General features: G+C 60.7%; 16 protein-coding genes. 8 read left to right on the forward strand and 8 right to left on the reverse strand.

The window, feature by feature from the left end:
- Positions 1 to 163: 163 nt before the first annotated feature.
- From cmk to gyrA, 5 genes are all read right to left on the reverse strand, one after another.
- On the reverse strand, positions 164 to 859 hold the full coding sequence (cmk, locus tag ABEA58_RS09610) for a (d)CMP kinase (protein WP_345550990.1): 696 nt from the start codon (positions 857 to 859) through the stop codon (positions 164 to 166).
- Between the two features lie 85 nt (positions 860 to 944).
- Positions 945 to 3,176 carry a bifunctional prephenate dehydrogenase/3-phosphoshikimate 1-carboxyvinyltransferase gene (locus ABEA58_RS09615; RefSeq protein ID WP_345550992.1) on the reverse strand — a complete coding sequence of 744 codons (2,232 nt, stop codon included), beginning with the start codon at positions 3,174 to 3,176 and terminating at the stop codon, positions 945 to 947.
- Complete coding sequence (pheA, locus tag ABEA58_RS09620) at positions 3,177 to 4,280, reverse strand: prephenate dehydratase (RefSeq protein ID WP_345550994.1); 1,104 nt, start codon at positions 4,278 to 4,280, stop codon at positions 3,177 to 3,179.
- A gap of 51 nt (positions 4,281 to 4,331) precedes the next feature.
- Complete coding sequence (serC, locus tag ABEA58_RS09625) at positions 4,332 to 5,411, reverse strand: 3-phosphoserine/phosphohydroxythreonine transaminase (protein WP_345550995.1); 1,080 nt, start codon at positions 5,409 to 5,411, stop codon at positions 4,332 to 4,334.
- A gap of 205 nt (positions 5,412 to 5,616) precedes the next feature.
- Complete coding sequence (gyrA, locus tag ABEA58_RS09630) at positions 5,617 to 8,181, reverse strand: DNA gyrase subunit A (RefSeq protein WP_345550996.1); 2,565 nt, start codon at positions 8,179 to 8,181, stop codon at positions 5,617 to 5,619.
- 259 nt (positions 8,182 to 8,440) lie between these two features.
- Here gyrA and ABEA58_RS09635 point away from each other — a divergent pair, with 259 nt between their 5' ends.
- The 4 genes from ABEA58_RS09635 to ABEA58_RS09650 all read left to right on the forward strand — a co-directional run bounded on the left by ABEA58_RS09635 (position 8,441) and on the right by ABEA58_RS09650 (position 12,089).
- Positions 8,441 to 9,781, forward strand: a complete 1,341-nt coding sequence (locus ABEA58_RS09635; protein ID WP_345550997.1) for a TRZ/ATZ family hydrolase — start codon at positions 8,441 to 8,443, stop codon at positions 9,779 to 9,781.
- Between the two features lie 97 nt (positions 9,782 to 9,878).
- Complete coding sequence (gene ubiG / locus ABEA58_RS09640; protein WP_345550999.1) at positions 9,879 to 10,580, forward strand: bifunctional 2-polyprenyl-6-hydroxyphenol methylase/3-demethylubiquinol 3-O-methyltransferase UbiG; 702 nt, start codon at positions 9,879 to 9,881, stop codon at positions 10,578 to 10,580.
- A 14-nt stretch (positions 10,581 to 10,594) separates the two neighbouring features.
- Complete coding sequence (locus ABEA58_RS09645) at positions 10,595 to 11,266, forward strand: HAD family hydrolase (protein WP_345551001.1); 672 nt, start codon at positions 10,595 to 10,597, stop codon at positions 11,264 to 11,266.
- Positions 11,267 to 11,333: 67 nt separating this feature from the next.
- On the forward strand, positions 11,334 to 12,089 hold the full coding sequence (locus ABEA58_RS09650; RefSeq protein WP_425563528.1) for a YciK family oxidoreductase: 756 nt from the start codon (positions 11,334 to 11,336) through the stop codon (positions 12,087 to 12,089).
- A gap of 15 nt (positions 12,090 to 12,104) precedes the next feature.
- On the opposite strand, the gene ABEA58_RS09655 is transcribed toward ABEA58_RS09650, so the two are convergent.
- Together ABEA58_RS09655 and ABEA58_RS09660 are read right to left on the reverse strand one after the other, a co-directional pair.
- Complete coding sequence (locus ABEA58_RS09655) at positions 12,105 to 12,485, reverse strand: VOC family protein (RefSeq protein ID WP_345551003.1); 381 nt, start codon at positions 12,483 to 12,485, stop codon at positions 12,105 to 12,107.
- A gap of 118 nt (positions 12,486 to 12,603) precedes the next feature.
- Complete coding sequence (locus tag ABEA58_RS09660) at positions 12,604 to 12,999, reverse strand: hypothetical protein (RefSeq protein ID WP_345551005.1); 396 nt, start codon at positions 12,997 to 12,999, stop codon at positions 12,604 to 12,606.
- 167 nt (positions 13,000 to 13,166) lie between these two features.
- On the opposite strand from ABEA58_RS09660, the gene ABEA58_RS09665 reads away from it, so the two are divergent.
- The 3 genes from ABEA58_RS09665 (at position 13,167) to ABEA58_RS09675 (ending at position 15,835) form a co-directional block, all read left to right on the forward strand.
- Positions 13,167 to 13,586 carry a hypothetical protein gene (locus ABEA58_RS09665; protein WP_345551007.1) on the forward strand — a complete coding sequence of 140 codons (420 nt, stop codon included), beginning with the start codon at positions 13,167 to 13,169 and terminating at the stop codon, positions 13,584 to 13,586.
- Positions 13,587 to 13,985: 399 nt separating this feature from the next.
- Positions 13,986 to 15,122 (forward strand): sigma-70 family RNA polymerase sigma factor, encoded by a 1,137-nt coding sequence (locus ABEA58_RS09670; RefSeq protein ID WP_345551009.1) that lies wholly within the window; start codon positions 13,986 to 13,988, stop codon positions 15,120 to 15,122.
- 167 nt (positions 15,123 to 15,289) lie between these two features.
- The gene (locus ABEA58_RS09675; protein WP_345551011.1) at positions 15,290 to 15,835 is read left to right on the forward strand and encodes an acyloxyacyl hydrolase; all 546 of its coding nucleotides are present in this window, start codon (positions 15,290 to 15,292) and stop codon (positions 15,833 to 15,835) included.
- Positions 15,836 to 16,042: 207 nt separating this feature from the next.
- On the opposite strand, the gene ABEA58_RS09680 is transcribed toward ABEA58_RS09675, so the two are convergent.
- A complete protein-coding gene (locus ABEA58_RS09680) occupies positions 16,043 to 17,107 on the reverse strand; it encodes a glycosyltransferase (RefSeq protein WP_345551013.1) in 1,065 nt (354 codons plus the stop codon).
- A gap of 314 nt (positions 17,108 to 17,421) precedes the next feature.
- On the opposite strand from ABEA58_RS09680, the gene ABEA58_RS09685 reads away from it, so the two are divergent.
- Positions 17,422 to 18,249, forward strand: a complete 828-nt coding sequence (locus ABEA58_RS09685) for a TraB/GumN family protein (RefSeq protein ID WP_345551015.1) — start codon at positions 17,422 to 17,424, stop codon at positions 18,247 to 18,249.
- Positions 18,250 to 18,259 lie beyond the last annotated feature (10 nt).

The raw sequence follows: 18,259 nt of genomic DNA on the forward strand, positions 1-18,259 counted from the left end.
GCATGGACCCAAGCCGGTGGTGACGTCGAAGTGTAGTCAACCGCCAGCCGGGGCCCTACCGCGCTGCCAGTACGCGGGTCGGATTACGACAGCGGCCGGGCAATTCTGGCTGATCCCGGCCGCTGTCGTTAGAAATCTGTTGCTGTTGCGCCAATCTCTACATCTATCTGGCGCCTCTGATGCGCTCACGCACCAGCTGTAATACGGAGTGCAGAACCTCATCGATGCCCACCCCGGTACTGTCCAGCTCAACCGCATCTTCAGCGGGCGCCAGCGGGGAGGTTTCGCGATTCATGTCCCGGGCGTCCCGGGCGCGGATGTCCTCCAGCAGGTCGCGGAGGCTAACAGAAACCCCCTTCTCCCGCAACTGCGCCTCGCGGCGACGGGCACGCTCTTCCGCACTGGCGGTCAGGAAGACCTTGACCGGGGCGTCGGGGAATACCGTGGTGCCCATGTCGCGACCATCGGCCACCAGCCCCGGGCTCTGGCGGAAGTCCCGCTGCCGCTGCAGCAGCGCCGCCCGCACACCGGGCATGGCGGCAACCTTGGAAGCCGCCATGCTGACCCGCTCCATGCGAATATCGTGGCTCACATCGCGTCCAGCCAGAATCGCCGCGACCTCGCCGGCGCGAAGCTCAAAACGGATATCGAGGTTGGCGGCAATCTCTGTGAGGGTTGCTTCATCGGTCAAATCCGCCCCCTGCTCCAGCGCCGCCAGCGCTGTCAGCCGGTACAGGGCGCCGGAATCCAGCAGGGCATAGTTCAGCCGGTCCGCCAGCAGGCGGGCGATGGTGCCCTTGCCGGAACCACTGGGACCATCGATGGCAATCACCGGTGGCAGGTTGCTCGTTTCACTCATAGTCAGAACCTTCGCCTATCTCCAATCCGCCTTGGCAGCCGGCGCGAAGCGGTTTCGCAGCGCCCGCCTGCACTTCTGCGCCCTCTCAGCCAACCTGCAACTTCAGCCCGGCCCGCGTCGCCAGTTCGGCAAAATTGGGAAAGGAAGTCGCCACATTGGCGCAGTTCAGGATGCGAATGGTATCGCCAGCCCGCAAAGATGCCACCGCGAAGGACATGGCGATGCGATGATCACCGAGGCTATCGACAGTGCCGCCACCAAAGACCGCACCTTCGGTGTGCCCCTGAATCACGATGCCGTCCTCCGTGGGCTCGGCACTGACCCCCAGAATTTTCAGGCCATCCGCCATCGCCTGGATCCGGTCACTCTCCTTGACGCGCAACTCTTCCGCGCCAGTGAGCACCGTCTGTCCCTCGGCGCAGGCAGCCGCGACGAAAATGGCCGGGAATTCGTCAATCGCCAGGGGCACCTGATCCTCCGGTATCTGAATACCCTTCAACGGAGCGTAGCGCACCCGAATGTCAGCCACCGGCTCGCCACCAACTTCGCGGCGGTTGCTCAGGGTGATGTCCGCGCCCATCTGCCGCAGGATATTAATGGCGCCGTCGCGGGTGGGGTTGATGCCCACGTGCTCCAGCAACACATCGGAACCGGGAGCGATCGCGGCGGCAACCATAAAGAAGGTGGCGGAGGAGATATCCGCAGGCACATCAATCTTGGTAGCCGTCAGTGTGCCACCACTGCACAGGCTCGCACGGGCACCATCGCGCACCACCTGGTAGCCGAATCCACACAGCATCCGTTCGGTATGATCCCGGGTTGGCGCCGGCTCCAGCGTACTGGTCTCACCCTCAGCGTAGAGTCCCGCCAGCAGCACACAGGACTTCACCTGGGCACTGGCCATGGGCAACACATAATCGATGCCACTTAAACGATGACCGCCCTTGATCAACAGCGGCGGACGCCCCTCCGGGCCTGTCTCGATCACAGCGCCCATCTGACGCAAGGGGGTCGCAACCCGATTCATTGGCCGCTTTGACAGCGATTCATCGCCAGTCAGGGTCACATCGAAACCCTGCCCCGCCAGCAGTCCGGCCAGCAGCCGCATCGAGGTGCCGGAGTTACCCACATACAGAGGCCCGGGCGGCGCTTGCAGGCCGTGCAGCCCCACACCGTGAATCACCACGCGGCCATTTACCGGGCCCTCGATGACCACACCCATATCGCGAAATGCCTGCAGCGTGGCGAGAGCATCTTCGCCCTCCAAAAAACCCTCAACCTCGGTGACCCCCTCGGCAAGGGAGCCGAGCATGATCGAACGGTGGGACATGGACTTGTCGCCGGGGACCCGCAGCGTGCCGCTGACGGCGCCACCAGGCTGCGCGGTAAAAGTAACTTCCTGAGCTTGCATGGTTTCCGTGTACGCTTTTTTTGCCAACATTTTTGTAAAGTGATCCCGCGCTGCCTTCGCGCGGGTAAAGACACCCATAAGGTAATCGCTGTCACCGCGGTCAATGGCGCCGCGCAGGGTGTCGAGATTGCCGCGGTAGAGGTCGACGGCCTCGAGGATTGCCGCGCGGTTCGCCAGCATAATATCCCGCCACATCACCGGATCGCTGGAGGCAATACGGGTGAAGTCGCGGAAGCCGCCGGCGGCGTAGCGAAAGATATTTTCGTTTTCCGAGTCGTGCGCCAGTGTATCCACCAGACCATAGGCGATGATGTGCGGCAGGTGGCTGGTCGCCGCCAGCACTTCATCGTGCTCGGCCACAGGCATATCCAGCACCTCCGCACCCGTGGCCTGCCACATGGCCCGGACTCTCTGCAGGTGCGCTGCCGCCGTATCGGGCAACGGGGTAAGAATAATGCGGTGATCGCGGTAGAGATCCCCGCGCGCGGCAGTCACACCGCTCTTTTCCGAGCCGGCAATCGGATGGCCCGGCACCAGAAAGTCCGGCACCCGCCCCCAGACTGCTGCGGCCGCCCGCACCACGCTGCCTTTGACGCTGGCGCCGTCGGTCACCGTCACACCGGTGGGCAGGCAGTCTTTCAGCTCGGAAAAAATCGCCTCGACTGCCAGCGTCGGTACCGCGACGAAAATGACATCGCCAGACTGCAACTCGCCCAGCACCTCCGACAGACTGGAAACAGCGCGATCACAGACTCCGAGTTCAACAGCCTGCTGTGCGGTTTTCTCCCGCCGCACCACGCCGATGACTTCCCGGCAGCCGCCGGCCGCTTTCAGTGCGAGCGCCAGGCTGCCGCCGATCAAACCGAGCCCGACGACAACCAGCCGACCGATCAATGGCTCAGGCACTCAGAGCACCCCCCGCGGGTAGGAGCCCAGCACCTTGATATCCGAGGCGCAGTCAGCGACTTCCCTCAGCGCCTCGGCGATACTGGGCGTATCCCGGTGACCGGCGAAATCGATAAAGAACACGTAGGTCCAGTTGCCGGACTGCGAGGGTCGCGTCTCCACCCGCGTCAGGTCGATGCTGTGGCGACGGAACGGCTCCAGCAGGTCGTGCAGAGCGCCCGGCTCGTTGCGCATGGATACCATCAGGGAGGTCTTGTCGTCACCGCTCGGCGGTACGGCCTGGGAACCGATAATCAGGAAGCGGGTGGAATTATCGGGGCGGTCCTCAATTTTTTCCGCCAGCACCTTGAGGCCGTACAAATCTGCCGCCATGTCGCCCGCGATCGCGGCGGCGTTCCACTCACCTTTGACGCGTTTTGCCGCCTCCGCATTACTGGCCACCGCCACCCGCTCCACATTCGGATAGTGGGAGTCGAGCCACTTGCGGCACTGCGCCAGACTCTGGGCGTGGGAATAAATCCGCGTGATCGCCTCCGGTCGGGTAATGTCGGAAATCATCAGGTGATGGTGAATGCGCAGCTCCACTTCGCCACAAATTTGCAGATTGGAGGTCAGGAAATTATCCAGGGTGTGGTTGATCACACCCTCCGTGGAGTTTTCCACCGGCACCACGCCGTAATTGACCGCACCGGCCTCCACCTCGCGAAACACCTCATCAATTGCCGCCAGCGGACGACTCTTAGCCGAGTTGCCGAAATGCTTTAGTGCCGCCTGCTGCGTAAAGGTGCCTTCCGGTCCCAGGTACGCCACCTTGATCGGCTCTTCAAGCGCCAGACAGGCAGACATGATCTCGCGAAACAGTCGCGCCATCTCCTCGTCGGTCAGCGGCCCGCCGTTGCGCTCCATTGCGCGGCGCAGTACCTGCGCCTCGCGCTCCGGACGATAGTAAAGCGCATCCTCGCCATTGGCCTTTTTGACCTCGGCCACCTGCAACGCACATTCGGCGCGCTGACTGATCAGGCGGGCGATGTCTGCATCGATCTGGTCGATGCGATCCCGCAACTGCGCCAATTGCTGATCAGTGTTTTGCTGTTGTTGAGACATCGTCTGCCTATTGCTCCCGCTCGGATAACGATCAAAATTGTAAGGTGAGGGTCAGGCTACACGCCGTTCAAAGTCCGCCATGAAGGACACCAGGGCCTCCACCGCTTCCACCGGAACCGCGTTGTAAAGGGACGCGCGCATACCACCGACAGAGCGATGCCCCTGCAGGTTGAGAAGCCCGGCCTCCTCGGACTCACTGAGAAAACGCGCATCCAGGCGGTCATCCGCCAACACAAAGGGCACGTTCATCCGCGAGCGGCTGGCGGTATCCACCGGGCTGGAGAAGAGATCACTGCGATCAAGAAAATCGTACAGCATGGCCGATTTCTGCAGGCTGAGCTGGTACATCGCCTCGACACCGCCCTGAGCCTTCAACCACTGGAACACCAGCCCGGAGAGATACCAGGCAAAGGTGGGAGGGGTATTATCCATGGAGCCCGCTTCCGCGGCGATTTTCCAGTTCAGGCTGCGGGGAATTCCCGCCATAGCCCGCTCCAGCAGGTCCTCCCGCACGATAACCACGGCAATACCGGAGGGGCCGATATTTTTCTGGGCACCGGCATAGATCATGCCGAACTTCTCGACGGGGATCGGTTGCGAAAGGATGGTGGAGGACATATCAGCCACGAGGGGCGCCTTCACCTCCGGCACATAATTAAACTCCACTCCGCCGATGGTTTCGTTGGGCGTGTAGTGGAAATAAGCCGACTTTTCGCTCTCCTGCCAGGCGTTTGCCGCTGGCGCATAGCAGAAATTGCGGTCTTCGCTGCTGGCGACAATATTGACCTTGCCGTAGCGACTCGCTTCCTTGATCGCCTTGCCGGCCCACTGCCCGGTATGGATATAGTCAGCACTCTGAACCTCACCGCCAAACAGGTTCCAGGGAATGGCGCTGAACTGGCCCGTGGCACCGCCCTGAACAAAAAGAACCCTGTAGTTGTCCGGAACCATCAGCAGATCGCGAAGATCCTGCTCAGCGCGCTCCGCAACCTCGGTAAATTCCGCAGAGCGATGGCTGACTTCCATCACCGAGCAACCGCGCCCACCCCAGTCCAGCAGTTCCTGTTGCGCCTGCAGCAGTACCGGTTCAGGCAGAGCGGCGGGGCCTGCACAGAAATTAAATTTACGCATGAATAATTTCCATAACTTACAAGTCTTGTCCGGAGCAGCAGCTCAATTTGCGAGCCTTTGCACCAATTGAACCAAGTTGAGATAAAACGACGCCGAATCGGCCAACCAACAAAAGGCCTGTCACACTACCCGGGGATTTTTAATGCGGCAGAGTCAAAAAAGGCCGCGAAACTTCGCAGCCTTTCTCGACGCTGGGATGGCGGGTTCACTCGCCACTATCCTCTTCCTGGTCCTCGTCGTCGCTCTCCTGGATACGGGCCAGCCCGACGAGATTCTCCCCCTCCTTCAGACGGATAACGCGAACGCCCTGGGTATTGCGCCCCAGCACGGAGACCTCGTCGACCCTGGTGCGCACCAGAGTGCCCTGATCGCTGATGAGCATAATCTCCTCACCCGGGTGCACCTGACAGGCGCCAACCAGCTCGCCGTTGCGCTCGCTTTCGGCGATAGCGATCACGCCCTGGTTACCCCGCCCTTTAGTCGGGAAGTCCTCAAGGCGCGTGCGTTTGCCATAGCCGTTTTCGGTCACGATCATCACCGCACCGCCCTCTTCCGGAATGACCATGGCGATCACAGATTTATCTTCCGGCATGCGAATACCGCGCACACCGCGGGAAACACGTCCCATGGAGCGCACATTGGCCTCGGCGAAACGCGCGGCCTTGCCACCACTGGTGAACAGCACCACGTCGCGCTGGCCATCGGTAATGGCCGTGGCCACCAGGCGGTCGCCCTCTTCGAGCTCGATCGCACGCAGGCCGACACTGCGCGGCCGCGAGAAGGCCGTCAGCGGGGTCTTCTTCACCGTGCCATTGGCGGTGGCAAAGAAAATAAAGTGGTCCTCATCGTACTCGGATACCGGCAGCATACTGCTGATGCGCTCATCCTCTTCCAGCGGCAGCATGTTGACCATGGGACGTCCACGGGAAGCGCGACCTGCGGTGGGCACCTCATAGACTTTGAGCCAGTACACCTTGCCCTTGTTGGAAAAGCACAGAATCGTGTCGTGGGAATTGGCGATCAGCAGGTGTTCGACGAAATCCTCATCCTTCACCTGGGTGGCCGATTTACCCATGCCACCGCGGCGCTGGGCCTGGTAGTCAGTCAGCGGCTGGCTCTTCGCATAGCCGCCATGGGAGATGGTCACCACCTTGTCTTCCGGGGTGATCAAATCCTCCACTGTCAGGTCCTGGCGCGAGGCGACGATTTCGGTACGGCGCTCGTCACCAAACTCTTTGGTGAGCGCCTCCAGCTCTTCGCGAATCACCTCCATCAAGCGCTCGAAGCTGCCGAGAATGTGCATGTACTCGGCGATCTGCTCCAGGCGCTCCTTGTATTCCGCCAGCAGCTTGTCATGCTCCATGCCGGTGAGGCGATGCAGTCGCAGCTCGAGAATGGCCTGGGCCTGGGCCGGCGACAGGTAATAGGCGCCGTCATCACGGAGGCCAAACTCTGCCGGCAGGTCATCCGGGCGACAGGCGTCGGCACCGGCGCGCTCCAGAAACTCCTGTACTTCACCCACCGCCCAGCCTTTGGCCAGTAGGGCTTCACGGGCATCCGCCGGCGTCGCCGAAGACTTGATCAGTTCGATCACCGGGTCGATATTGGAGATGGCTATCGCCAGACCTTCAAGAAGGTGGCCGCGCTCGCGGGCCTTGCGCAGCAGGTAGACGGTGCGACGGGTCACCACTTCCTGGCGATGGCGAATGAAATATTCCAGCAACTGCTTGAGGTTCAGCACCTTGGGCTGGCCATCCACCAGCGCCACCATGTTGATGCCGAAGACACTTTCCAGCTGCGTCTGCGAATAGAGGTTGTTGAGGACAACATCACCCAGCTCGCCGCGCTTGAGCTCGATAACCACCCGCAAACCGTCCTTGTCGGACTCGTCGCGCAGCTCGGAGATGCCCTCAATTTTCTTCTCTTTCACCAGCTCGGCGATGCGCTCGATGAGGCGCGCCTTGTTCAGCTGGTAGGGAATTTCGTGGATGATGATGGTTTCGCGGTTGGTCTTGTCGTCGCGAACCACCTCCGCCTTGGCGCGCACATAAATGCGTCCGCGCCCGGTGCGGTAGGCCATCAGAATACCGGCACGGCCATTGATAATGGCTCCGGTGGGGAAGTCCGGACCCGGGACGTACTCCATCAGGTCGTCGACGCTCAGATCCGGGTTCTCGATCAGCGCCAGGCAGGCGTTGACCACTTCACCCATGTTGTGCGGCGGGATATTGGTCGCCATCCCCACAGCGATACCGGAGGAGCCGTTCACCAGCAGGTTGGGAACCCGCGACGGCAACACTTCCGGCATCTGCTCAGAGCCGTCGTAGTTGTCGATGTAGTTGACGGTTTCCTTGTCGAGATCAGACAGCAGCTCGTGGGCCAGCTTGTCCATGCGGATCTCGGTATAACGCATCGCCGCCGGGCTGTCGCCGTCAATGGAGCCGAAGTTACCCTGACCATCCACCAGCGTATAACGCATGGAAAACGGCTGGGCCATCCGCACGATGGTGTCGTACACGGCGGAGTCGCCGTGCGGGTGGTACTTACCAATCACGTCGCCGACCACACGAGCCGACTTCTTATACGGCTTGTTCCAGTCGTTTTTAAGCTCGTTCATGGCGAAGAGCACACGCCGGTGCACCGGCTTCAGGCCGTCCCTCACATCGGGCAGGGCCCGGCCGACGATCACGCTCATGGCGTAATCCAGGTAGGACTGCTTCAGCTCTTCTTCGATGTTGATCGGAGAAATTTCTTTGGCTAACTCGGCCATATGTCCGGCATTCCTTGAGAATCGTTATTACCGCCGCACCGAATCCGCCGGGGTTGCCCGCCGCCAATGGCTCCAGAGCCGCCTGTGCGGCCCCGATACCCGTCCAGCCAACGACCTGCGCTGGCGCCAGAACCCCGGGATTCGATCAAGCGCGCAATGTTATCATATTTGGCGCCCGGGAGGACGCTCGCCAATCGACTTGTCCACCGTCGGGCAGGCCGCTAAAGTCTACCGCCTTATAAATGACACTGAGCGCAACATGGCAGCAGCCGAGCAAGCCCAAACTGTCGACACCGTGGTGCACGCGCGCTGGATTATTCCTGTCGTCCCCGCCGGCAAGGTGTACGAAAATTGTGCGCTGGCGATACACAGCGGCCGCATTCTGGCAATCCTGCCCTCGACCGAGGCCGAGCGCCGCTACCGGGCCGACCACGTGGTGCGACTGGAGCACCACGCCCTGATCCCCGGCCTGATCAACACCCACACTCACGCCGCCATGACGCTGTTGCGCGGCTATGCCGATGACCGCCCATTGATGGAGTGGCTGCACGAGCATATCTGGCCGGCGGAGCAGAGGTGGGTGGAGCCGGCCTTTGTTGCCGACGGCAGTCGCCTTGCGATTGCGGAAATGCTCCGCTCCGGCACCACCACCTTTTCAGACCAGTATTTCTTCCCTGAAGCCAGCGCCCAGGTCGCCAGGGAAACCGGCATGCGGGCGCAGATCGCCTTCCCGATCATCGACGCACCAACCCCCTGGAGCCGCGACGGAGAAGATGCCCTGCAAAAAGGCCTGGCGTTGCGGGACGATTACCGCGCCCATGAGCGCATTGATGTGGTGTTTGCTCCGCACGCCCCCTATACGGTGGGCGACGCGACGCTGGAGAAAATCGCCGTCTACGCCGCCGAGGCGCAGATCCCGGTGCAGATGCACCTGCATGAAACCGCCGGCGAAGTGGAGCGGGCTGTGGCCCAGCATGGCGAGCGCCCCACCGAGCGCCTGCACCGCCTCGGCCTCCTCACGCCACAGACCCTGTGTGTGCATATGACGGCGGTTTCTGATCTCGACCTGGAGCTGCTCAAAGAGAACGGCGCCCACGTTGCCCACTGCCCGCGCTCGAACATGAAACTGGCTTCCGGTTTCTGCCCCACGAGCAAGCTACTGGACAACGGCATCAATGTGGCACTGGGGACCGACGGCGCCGCCAGCAACAACGGGCTGGATATGTTCACCGAAGCCAATACCGCCGCCCTGCTGGCCAAGGCCGTCAGCGGCCGCGCCGACGCATTGCCCGCCCAGCAGGCGCTGGCCATGGCCACCATTCACGGTGCGAGGGCGCTCGGCATCGAAGATCGCACCGGCAGCCTGGAGCCGGGCAAGCAAGCGGACCTGACCGCGCTCAACCTGGCCAGGCTGGAACAGCAGCCCCTGCACGACCCTATTTCACAGCTGGTCTACACCGGTGGCGGACACCTTGTCACCGATACCTGGGTCGCCGGTCGGCAACTGCTGGCCAATGGCCAGCTCACCACCATTAATGAAGCCGAGCTGTTGCAACGGGTCCGCGACTGGCGTGCTAGAATCGCCGGCCAGTCGGTCTAGGTGCAACCACACCAGCGCATGAACCAACTGAAGCGGCGCGGGGACACCTGCAGGCCGCGCGCGTTTCCCAATATTCTGAGACACTGACGAACCACCCATGAGTAACGTAGATCCGGCCGAAATCGCCAAGTTTGAGCAGCTCGCCAGCCGCTGGTGGGACCGCCAGGGCGAATTCAAACCTCTGCACGACATCAATCCCCTGCGCGCCAACTATATCGACCTGCGCGCACCGGTTGCGGGCAAGAAGCTGCTGGACGTGGGCTGCGGTGGCGGCATCCTCAGTGAGGCCATGGCACAGCGGGGGGCCGAGGTCACCGGCATCGATATGGGCGAGGCACCACTCAACGTGGCAAGGCTGCACGCACTGGAAAGCGAGCTGCAGATTGAATACCGGCAGCTGCCGGTGGAGGAGCTGGCGAGGGAGCAGCCGGCCAGTTTCGATATCGTCACCTGCCTGGAAATGCTCGAACATGTGCCGGACCCGGCTTCAGTTATTCGCGCCTGTGCCGCTCTGGTCAAGCCCGGTGGACAACTGTTCTTCTCCACCATCAACCGCACCGCCAAAGGCTGGCTGTTTGCGGTAGTGGGGGCGGAGTATGTACTGCGCCTGCTGCCCAAGGGCACCCATGAGTACAGCAAATTCATCCGCCCCTCGGAAATGGGAGCATGGATCCGGGACGCTGGCCTGACGACAAGGGATATAACCGGGATGACCTACAACCCGCTCACCCGGGCTTACAAACTGGACCCTCGGGACGTTGACGTTAACTATCTGGTACACGCGACCAAGGCGCCCTGATCCGGCGAAGTTGTATGAAAGCAGTTTTATTTGATCTCGACGGCACTCTACTCGATACCGCCCCCGACTTTATCGTGGTGCTGAATCAGTTGCGCCGCCAGGAGCAGCTTCCGCCGCTATCCGCAGAGGCCATTCGCGAAGTGGTCTCCAACGGCGCCAGGGCGATGGTTCAGCTCGCCTTTGGCGGCGACGAGGGCGAGCCGGTGTTTGAGTCGCTGCGCCAGCGCTTTCTCGACCTATATCTCGCCAATCTGGCAGAGCACACCGTGCCCTTCCCTGGAATTACCGACCTGCTGCACAAACTGGCGGCAGCCGATATTGCCTGGGGCGTAGTGACCAACAAGCCCGCCGCCTATACGACCCCCCTGATGCGAGCTTTCGCTCATCTGCCACAACCCAGCGCCATCGTCTGCCCCGATGATGTCACCCAGCGCAAGCCCCACCCAGAACCGATCTTCCTCGCCTGCTCGCGGATCGGCTGTGCGCCGGAAGAGGCGGTGTATGTGGGTGATCACGCGCGGGATATCGAGGCCGGCAAGGCTGCGGGCACGCCCACCATTGCCTGCAGCTATGGTTATATCGATGCCGGTGACAGCGCCGCCAACTGGAATGCCGATCACCTGGTCGACAGCGCCGAGGAGATCTGGCCCCTGCTGCGCAAACACTATATGAAGCTGGGTGACTGAAACCTCACCCGGTTCAGCAGCAGCGCCCACCCTCAATAAGCGAATCAACCAAGTAAAAAGGATCCCCATGTCTGAGACCATCGGCAACTACACCCCTGCTCCAGACCTCCTCAAAGACAAAATCATTCTGGTCACCGGCGCCGGCGATGGCATTGGCCGCACCGCCGCCAGGACGTATGCAGCGCACGGCGCTACGGTCATCCTGCTGGGGCGAACTACCGCCAAGCTGGAGGCGGTATATGACGAGATTGAAGAGGCGGGCGGTCCGCAGCCGGCAATATTCCCGATGGATTTGAATGAGGCTAAGATAGACGCCTTCGAGCATTTCGCGGAAGCGGTGGAGCAGGAATTCGGCCGCCTCGACGGACTGCTGCACAGCGCAGGGGTTCTCGGCCAGCGCACCCCGATCGCCAATTATCACTTCGCCACCTGGGAACAGGTGATGCGGGTCAATGTGAATGCCGCATTTGGCCTCACCAAGGCACTGCTGCCACTGCTGGAAGAATCGCCGGCCGGCTCGATTATCTTTACCGGCTCCAGCGTCGGCCTCAAAGGTCGCGCCTTCTGGGGCGCCTACTCGGTCTCCAAGTTTGCCACCGAAGGCCTGATGCAGGTACTGGCGGACGAACTGGACGGCGTGTCCAATATCCGCGTCAACAGTATCAACCCCGGCGCCACGCGCACCAATATGCGCGCGGCCGCCTATCCCGCCGAGGACCCTCGGACAGTCACCAGAGCGGAAGACATCATGCCCACTTACCTGTACCTGATGGGCGACGACAGTCGCGGGGTCAGCGGCAAACAGTTCAACGCTCAGGGCTGACAGACCCGCGCTGGCTCAATCGCGAATTTCGCTGCGCCAAGGCGGGTAGCGGCGATCCTCCCCCGCCCAGTAAAGCTTGACCTTGTTGCCACTGGGATCGAAGAGCACGGCCTCACGCCAGCGCCAGCGCATATCCTCTGGCAGCTGGGCGAACGCGACGCCCCGCTGCTGCAGTTCCTGAACCAGCGCATCCAGCGCCTCGTGCTCGAAATAGATCACCGCGCCGTTGTGACACGCTTCCTGCGCCAGCTGCAGAGAGAAAGTGGCCCCACCCTCAGGGCACTCAAAGCGCGCGTAATGTGGCGTATCTACAATCTGGACAAAGCCCAGGCGCCGGTAAAATGCCGTGGATGCCGCCATATCCCGGGCCGGCAAGGTAATCTGGTTCAGGTTCATTCTTTACCTCTTTTCGCCAGCCCCGTGGGTCCGGGCCGGGAGACTTACTGGCAAAAAAATACCCGGGCGCTGCCCGGGTATTTCCTACATCAGCAAGGCGACTTATCCCTGCTGCCCATTACTGCCCGCTGCTGTCGGCCGGCTCATCCATCTCTTCGGACACTTCTTCGGAAACTTCAGACACTTCCTCGGAAACCGCCTCGGCGACTTCTGCGACGGTGTCCGTTGCCTCTTCAGCGGAGTTCGCGGCCTCCTCCGCCACTTCCTCAGCCGTATCCATCATGTGCGCGGGCGCATCGGCGAAAATATCGCCTTCTGTCGGCATCATCTCGCTTTCTTTGGCGGCGATAACCGCTTCCTCAGCAGCCTCTGCCACTGCGGCGCCGGCCTCCTCCACAGCGGACTGCACTTCACTGGCAATTTCCGCTTCACTGCCCGCAGGCTCCAGATTCTGGTAATACAGATAACCGCCCACTGCGGCAATTGCGATTGCTGGGATAATGATTTTCTTCATTGTCCACCCCCTGATAGCGTGAATTTATGATTATTAAGAGCGGATTATTGTTCCACGGTGGCAGATCACAAAATGCGAACCCTCACACGTTTTCATTTGTCCGTGCAACAGCACTGAGGCAGAATCCGGCAGACACTCTCTGCAAATGCTTACGGTCAGCTGCCAATATGCGAATCGCTCTCGTTCTTTCACTTCTACTGCTGGCGGCCAACGCCAGTGGAGACTCTCTCACCAAGCAGATGCGCGGTTGCGCCGCGATAGAGTCCGATGACGAGCGTCTGAGCTGTTTCGACGCACTGAGTCAAAGTCTTGACGCGCGCGCGGAACAGATGTTTGGCCGTGAGAAAAAACATATCACCGAGGAAGCCCCGGAGCAAATGGCGGCAAAAATCCTCTCCGTGCAGGAGGGCGCCTATGGCAAGGCCATTATCGCGCTCGATAATGGTCAGCTCTGGCGCCAGAACGACAATCTGCGGGTGCTCTGGAGTGCCGGTGACCCGGTTATCGTTGAGCGCGGTATCTTTGGCTCTTTCTTTATGCGATCCGCCGACGGCGGTCGCAAGATCCGGGTCAAGCGGCAGCGCTGATTCGCTTCACTCACTGCCCCGCAAACCGTAAAGCGCCCAGGAGTGGGCGCTGTCGAGCCAGCGGCTCACCGCTGACCGGCTATGGGGTCACGCTCGCCCTTCCCCCCTGTTGCCCATGCAACTCAAGAGGCAAACGAATCTCATACTCTGCCACAAGACCGGCAGTCACAACGTCTTCTCCAAACCAGCTCTCAACCACCCCCCTCTCTAAATAGCCTCCCGCTCTTATGCACCACCACCTCGGGGCGCACCCGACAAGAGTCCCGACGAAACCAGTCAGTCAGCATTATTCGGCGCGAATCTCTACCAGCACCTATATTCAAAAGGAAAGAGGCGCCATGCGTCGGCAAGTCCCGCGGCGTGGCAATAATGGTCCACTCAACATGAAGGTGTACTCAGTTGTCCCGAGAAAATATCGACTCAAGGGATGAAGCATGGCTGAAGGACACAGGCGAACTGGTTTCCGGCCCCGAGTCAGAAAAGCCACTCGGTGGTGATGCAGCGGAGACTGAACAGACGCAGGCGCCAGCAGAACGCGCTGCAGAACCCAGCAGCACGCCGATGCAGAACTACCTCAAGCATCTGTACCGGCTGGACCTGCTGACCCCCGAGGAGGAACACACAACCACCTGCCTGCTGCGGGAATTGGAAGACAAGATTATCGCCCTCTTGCAAAAGCGCGGCGTGGAACTGGTCGACCTGCGCAGCGAAGGCGTCGAACAGCGAGGCAGCACTGGCGCCTATGACCATGGCCTGATCATCGCCCAGGCAGAAACATTACTGGAGCAGGGCAAAATTTCGCAGCGTGACCGCACGGCGCTGCGCAACCAGCTACGGAGATTCCAGCAGCAGCGCAAGAGGCTGATTCAGTGCAATCTGCGCCTGGTGATTGCTATCGCCAAGCGATTTCGCAATCCTGCCGTGCCATTTATCGATCTCATTCAGGAAGGCAATGTGGGGTTGATGAAAGCCATTGAACGATTCAAGCCACAGATGGGCTATCGGTTCTCCACCTACGCCTACTGGTGGATACAGCAGGAAATACAACTGGCGCTGCGCCGCAACGACGATATCGTCAGGCAACCTGCCAATGTGCAGGATGACCTGCGAGCCATCTATCGAGCCATCAGTGAGCTGCGCGCCAAAGGCGCCGCCGCGACTGACGAGCACATCGCCGTACAAACCGGCCTCGATCTGGAGCGGATACAGAGTCTCCTCAAACTGCCCGGCCCGACAGGCTCACTGGACGATCCGGTAGCGGAAGACCAGAGCAGTACCAAACTGGACTATGCGCCGGCCGACGAAATTTACAACACCGACGAACTGGTGACGAATCAGGAACTCGCGCAGCGCCTGCGCGAGGCGGTTGACCGGCTTCCACCGCGGCAGCGCACCGTCCTCAACCTGCGTTACGGGTTGATATCGGATCGCGACTGCTCCTTCCGGGTTATCGGCGAGCAGCTCGGACTCAGCCAGGAGCGGGCCCGACAACTGCACTCCGATGCCATCCGGCAACTGCGGCGGCAGTGGCGCTAAAGCGCCCTGCCTCCCTGCCTCCCTGCCTCCCTGCCTCCCTGCCTCCCTGCCCACCATATCGCGCCAAGGCGACCATTCAACAACTTGCCAAGCGGCGGCGACCGACTAGGCTTTTACCAGTTTACCTGCTCTTTACATAACAACCGGAGCAACCCGCCGAGCCCACCATGAAACTGCCAGCCGCCCTTGTTTGCTGCCTGTTGATTACAACCCTGACCGCCCAGGCGGAGCAGGAAGTGATACTGAGTGCGGGCAAGGGCCTTGGCAACGCCCTCATGCAGCGCGACTCCATCGCCAGCGCGGAAATGGCTGGCGTTAATTATTCGGCCAAATTTGCCGAGTTCCCCTTGGATTCGGGGCTCTGGCAGTGGTGGGTCCAGGGCAGCTATTCCCAACTGCAGCTGACTGATGATGGCGAACAACAGGAGCAGAATGTTACCGAGCTGAAACCGGTACTGCGCTGGTATCCGAGATCCACTGCAGAGGGCCTGTTCGGCGAAGCCGGCGTCGGCGCCGCCTATCTGAGTGAAAAGAGTTTCGGCGATATCGAGCTCACCACGCACGGTAATTTCGCCCTGCATTTTGGCGCTGGATACCGTCTGCGAAATGGCGCCGTTGCCTCTGTGCGTTACAGCCACTTCTCGAACGCCTACACCAACACCCCCAACCCCGGCTTCGATTTCGCCTCCCTGAACTGGCACTTCAATTTCTGAGCCGGCAACGACTGCTGCAGACAATCTCATCTCCACAAGAGAGAGCACACTGGGTGAATATGCAAGGTGGAGGAGGGAAAACAGAGATCAATGTACCCACTTTTCCGGTGTTAGCTGGCAGCCCCCTGCCGGCAGAGTTTACTGGGGCTTAGCCCCGCCTCATCACAGCCATGCTTGTACCCTTCCAGGCTGATCGAGCCGACACAATCAAGCCCGGGCGTAAAGTGACAGCACCTGTTGCGACATCGACTCAAGGCTCAGCCCACTGGATTCAACCTGTACCGGCCCGTCGAGCACAGCCAGAGTCACTCGCAGCAGTGATTCCGGATCACCGGGATGCACCAGGCCAAGGGGAAAGTGTTTCTGCAGCAGCTCGGCCATACCGCCGAGATCGTAGCCAATGACGGGGCAATGCATTGCCAGCGCCTCAGCCGCGGTCTGCCCATAGGCCTCTGGCGTTTCATTCAGGCAATAGGTAATGCGCGCGCTGGCGTAGAGTTCGCGCATATCCCGGCGCGGCCCCATAAACAGCACCCTGCCGCTGAGATCCAAATCCAGCGCCAGTTGCTCAAGCTTGCGGGCGTACTTATCGCCCCCGGGAGGCACCTCACCGACGACCAGACCGAAAATATCACCGCGCTGCCGGTTCAACGCCGAAAGCATCTCCAGGAATTGCTGATGCCCCATACCCGGCGCCAACGGCGCGGGCAGCAACAGCCAGTTACGCCCCTCCAACTGCGGGAAGTCATTGAGTAAACGCTGATGCCAGTGCCCGGATACCGGCGCATTGCGATCGAGTTCGCGGGTATTGATGCCCCCCGGGACGATCTCCGGTGTCGAAACGAGTTTCTTGCTGAATTCACTGCGAAGCTGTGCGGCGACAAATTCCGACACCGCCATTACCTGCTGGCCGGCTGCCATGACACTGTTGAAAAGACCGCCCTTGTAAACCCGATGTGCCGAGGTGACAAACTTCGGCCGCTGCGCTTCGGGCAGCCCCCGAATCGCCAGATGGAACAACCAGGCCGGCAGCGGAGCGCGGGCATGCACGACGTCCACGTCGAGCTCCAGAAGCAGCCTGCGCAGGGGCCGCACAAGCCGGAGTGCCAGGACACGGCGCCGATCCAGCGGCATATCCACATGCCGGGAGCCCCGAAGCACCAGGCGATCCTTCAGCTCACCGCCAGCGGACACCACGATCGACTCATGGCCCAAGCGCACCAGCTCCTGCCCCAGCTCCAGGGTGGCCCGCCCCTCCGGCGAAGCGTCCATCCTCGCAACTGCCTGTAAAACCCGCATGCTACTGTCCAACCTTTGTGCTTATTTCCCACCCAATTAGTGGGGGTCATTTTGCGCCATTCCGCCTAGTTTGCCGAGACCCGCGCCATCTTTTTTGCAAGGGAGAAACAAAACCCTTTGGGCTCGCGTGAACTTGCCCGTAACCGTTATGATGGAGGCTCATTATCCCCGGATAACCGGCAGGGAGCCCCAGCGTGATTCTTTCCCCAAAAAAATGTGTCCTTCCTAAAACCCTTCTTCTCAAGGCATGTGCCGCACTGGTACTGCTGATCCTTTCCGCTGCGGCCATGGCCGCCCAGGACCGCGGCCTTTTCTGGATGGCGGAGAAACAGGGGCAGAGAGTCTATCTTCTCGGCTCCGTTCACCTGGCAACACCGGACTTCTATCCGCTGCGCAGCGAAATACTGCAAGCCTACGAGCGGAGTGATGCACTCGCCGTCGAAGCCGACATTCTCGCGGCAGAGAGAAACCCGACCCTGCAGCAGCAGATCATGCAGCAGTCCCTCTATACCAATGGCAGAAGCCTGCGGGATGATCTTTCCGCGGAAACCTTCCAGCAATTGCAGAGCTGGCTGAACCAGCGGCAGTTACCGGAAGCCATGTTTATTCGTCAACGCCCGGCCATTGCCATGATCACATTGAGCATGGTGGAGATGCAGGCCCGCGGTTTAAATCCTCAGCTGGGTATTGATCGCCATTTCCTGCTGAAAGCCCACAACACTGGAGACAAGCAGGTTCTCGAACTCGAGGGCGTGATGGAGCAGCTTTCCATGTTGAACAACCTGGAAAACCCAGACCTGATGCTGCAACAAACACTGCAACAGCTGGGGGAGATCGATACCGTCTTGCCAAAAATGATGTCGGCCTGGAAACAGGGGGATGCCGACGGCATGTATCAACTGATCATCGCCGATTACCTGCAGGAAAGCCCCGATTACGCGGCCCTATACGAGGAGATGTTTTTTAAGCGCAACCGTCGAATGGCGAGCGCTATCGCCCAGGCCAGCAAAACCCATGACACTCTCTTTGTCATCGTCGGTGCCGGACATCTGGTGGGCAGCAAAAGTATGCTGGAAGAGCTGGAAAAGCGCCAATTTCGCATTACCGCGCTCTAGCCACTGCTAG

It is taken from the genome of Microbulbifer aestuariivivens, from assembly GCF_039545115.1.
Lineage (GTDB): Bacteria > Pseudomonadota > Gammaproteobacteria > Pseudomonadales > Cellvibrionaceae > Microbulbifer > Microbulbifer aestuariivivens.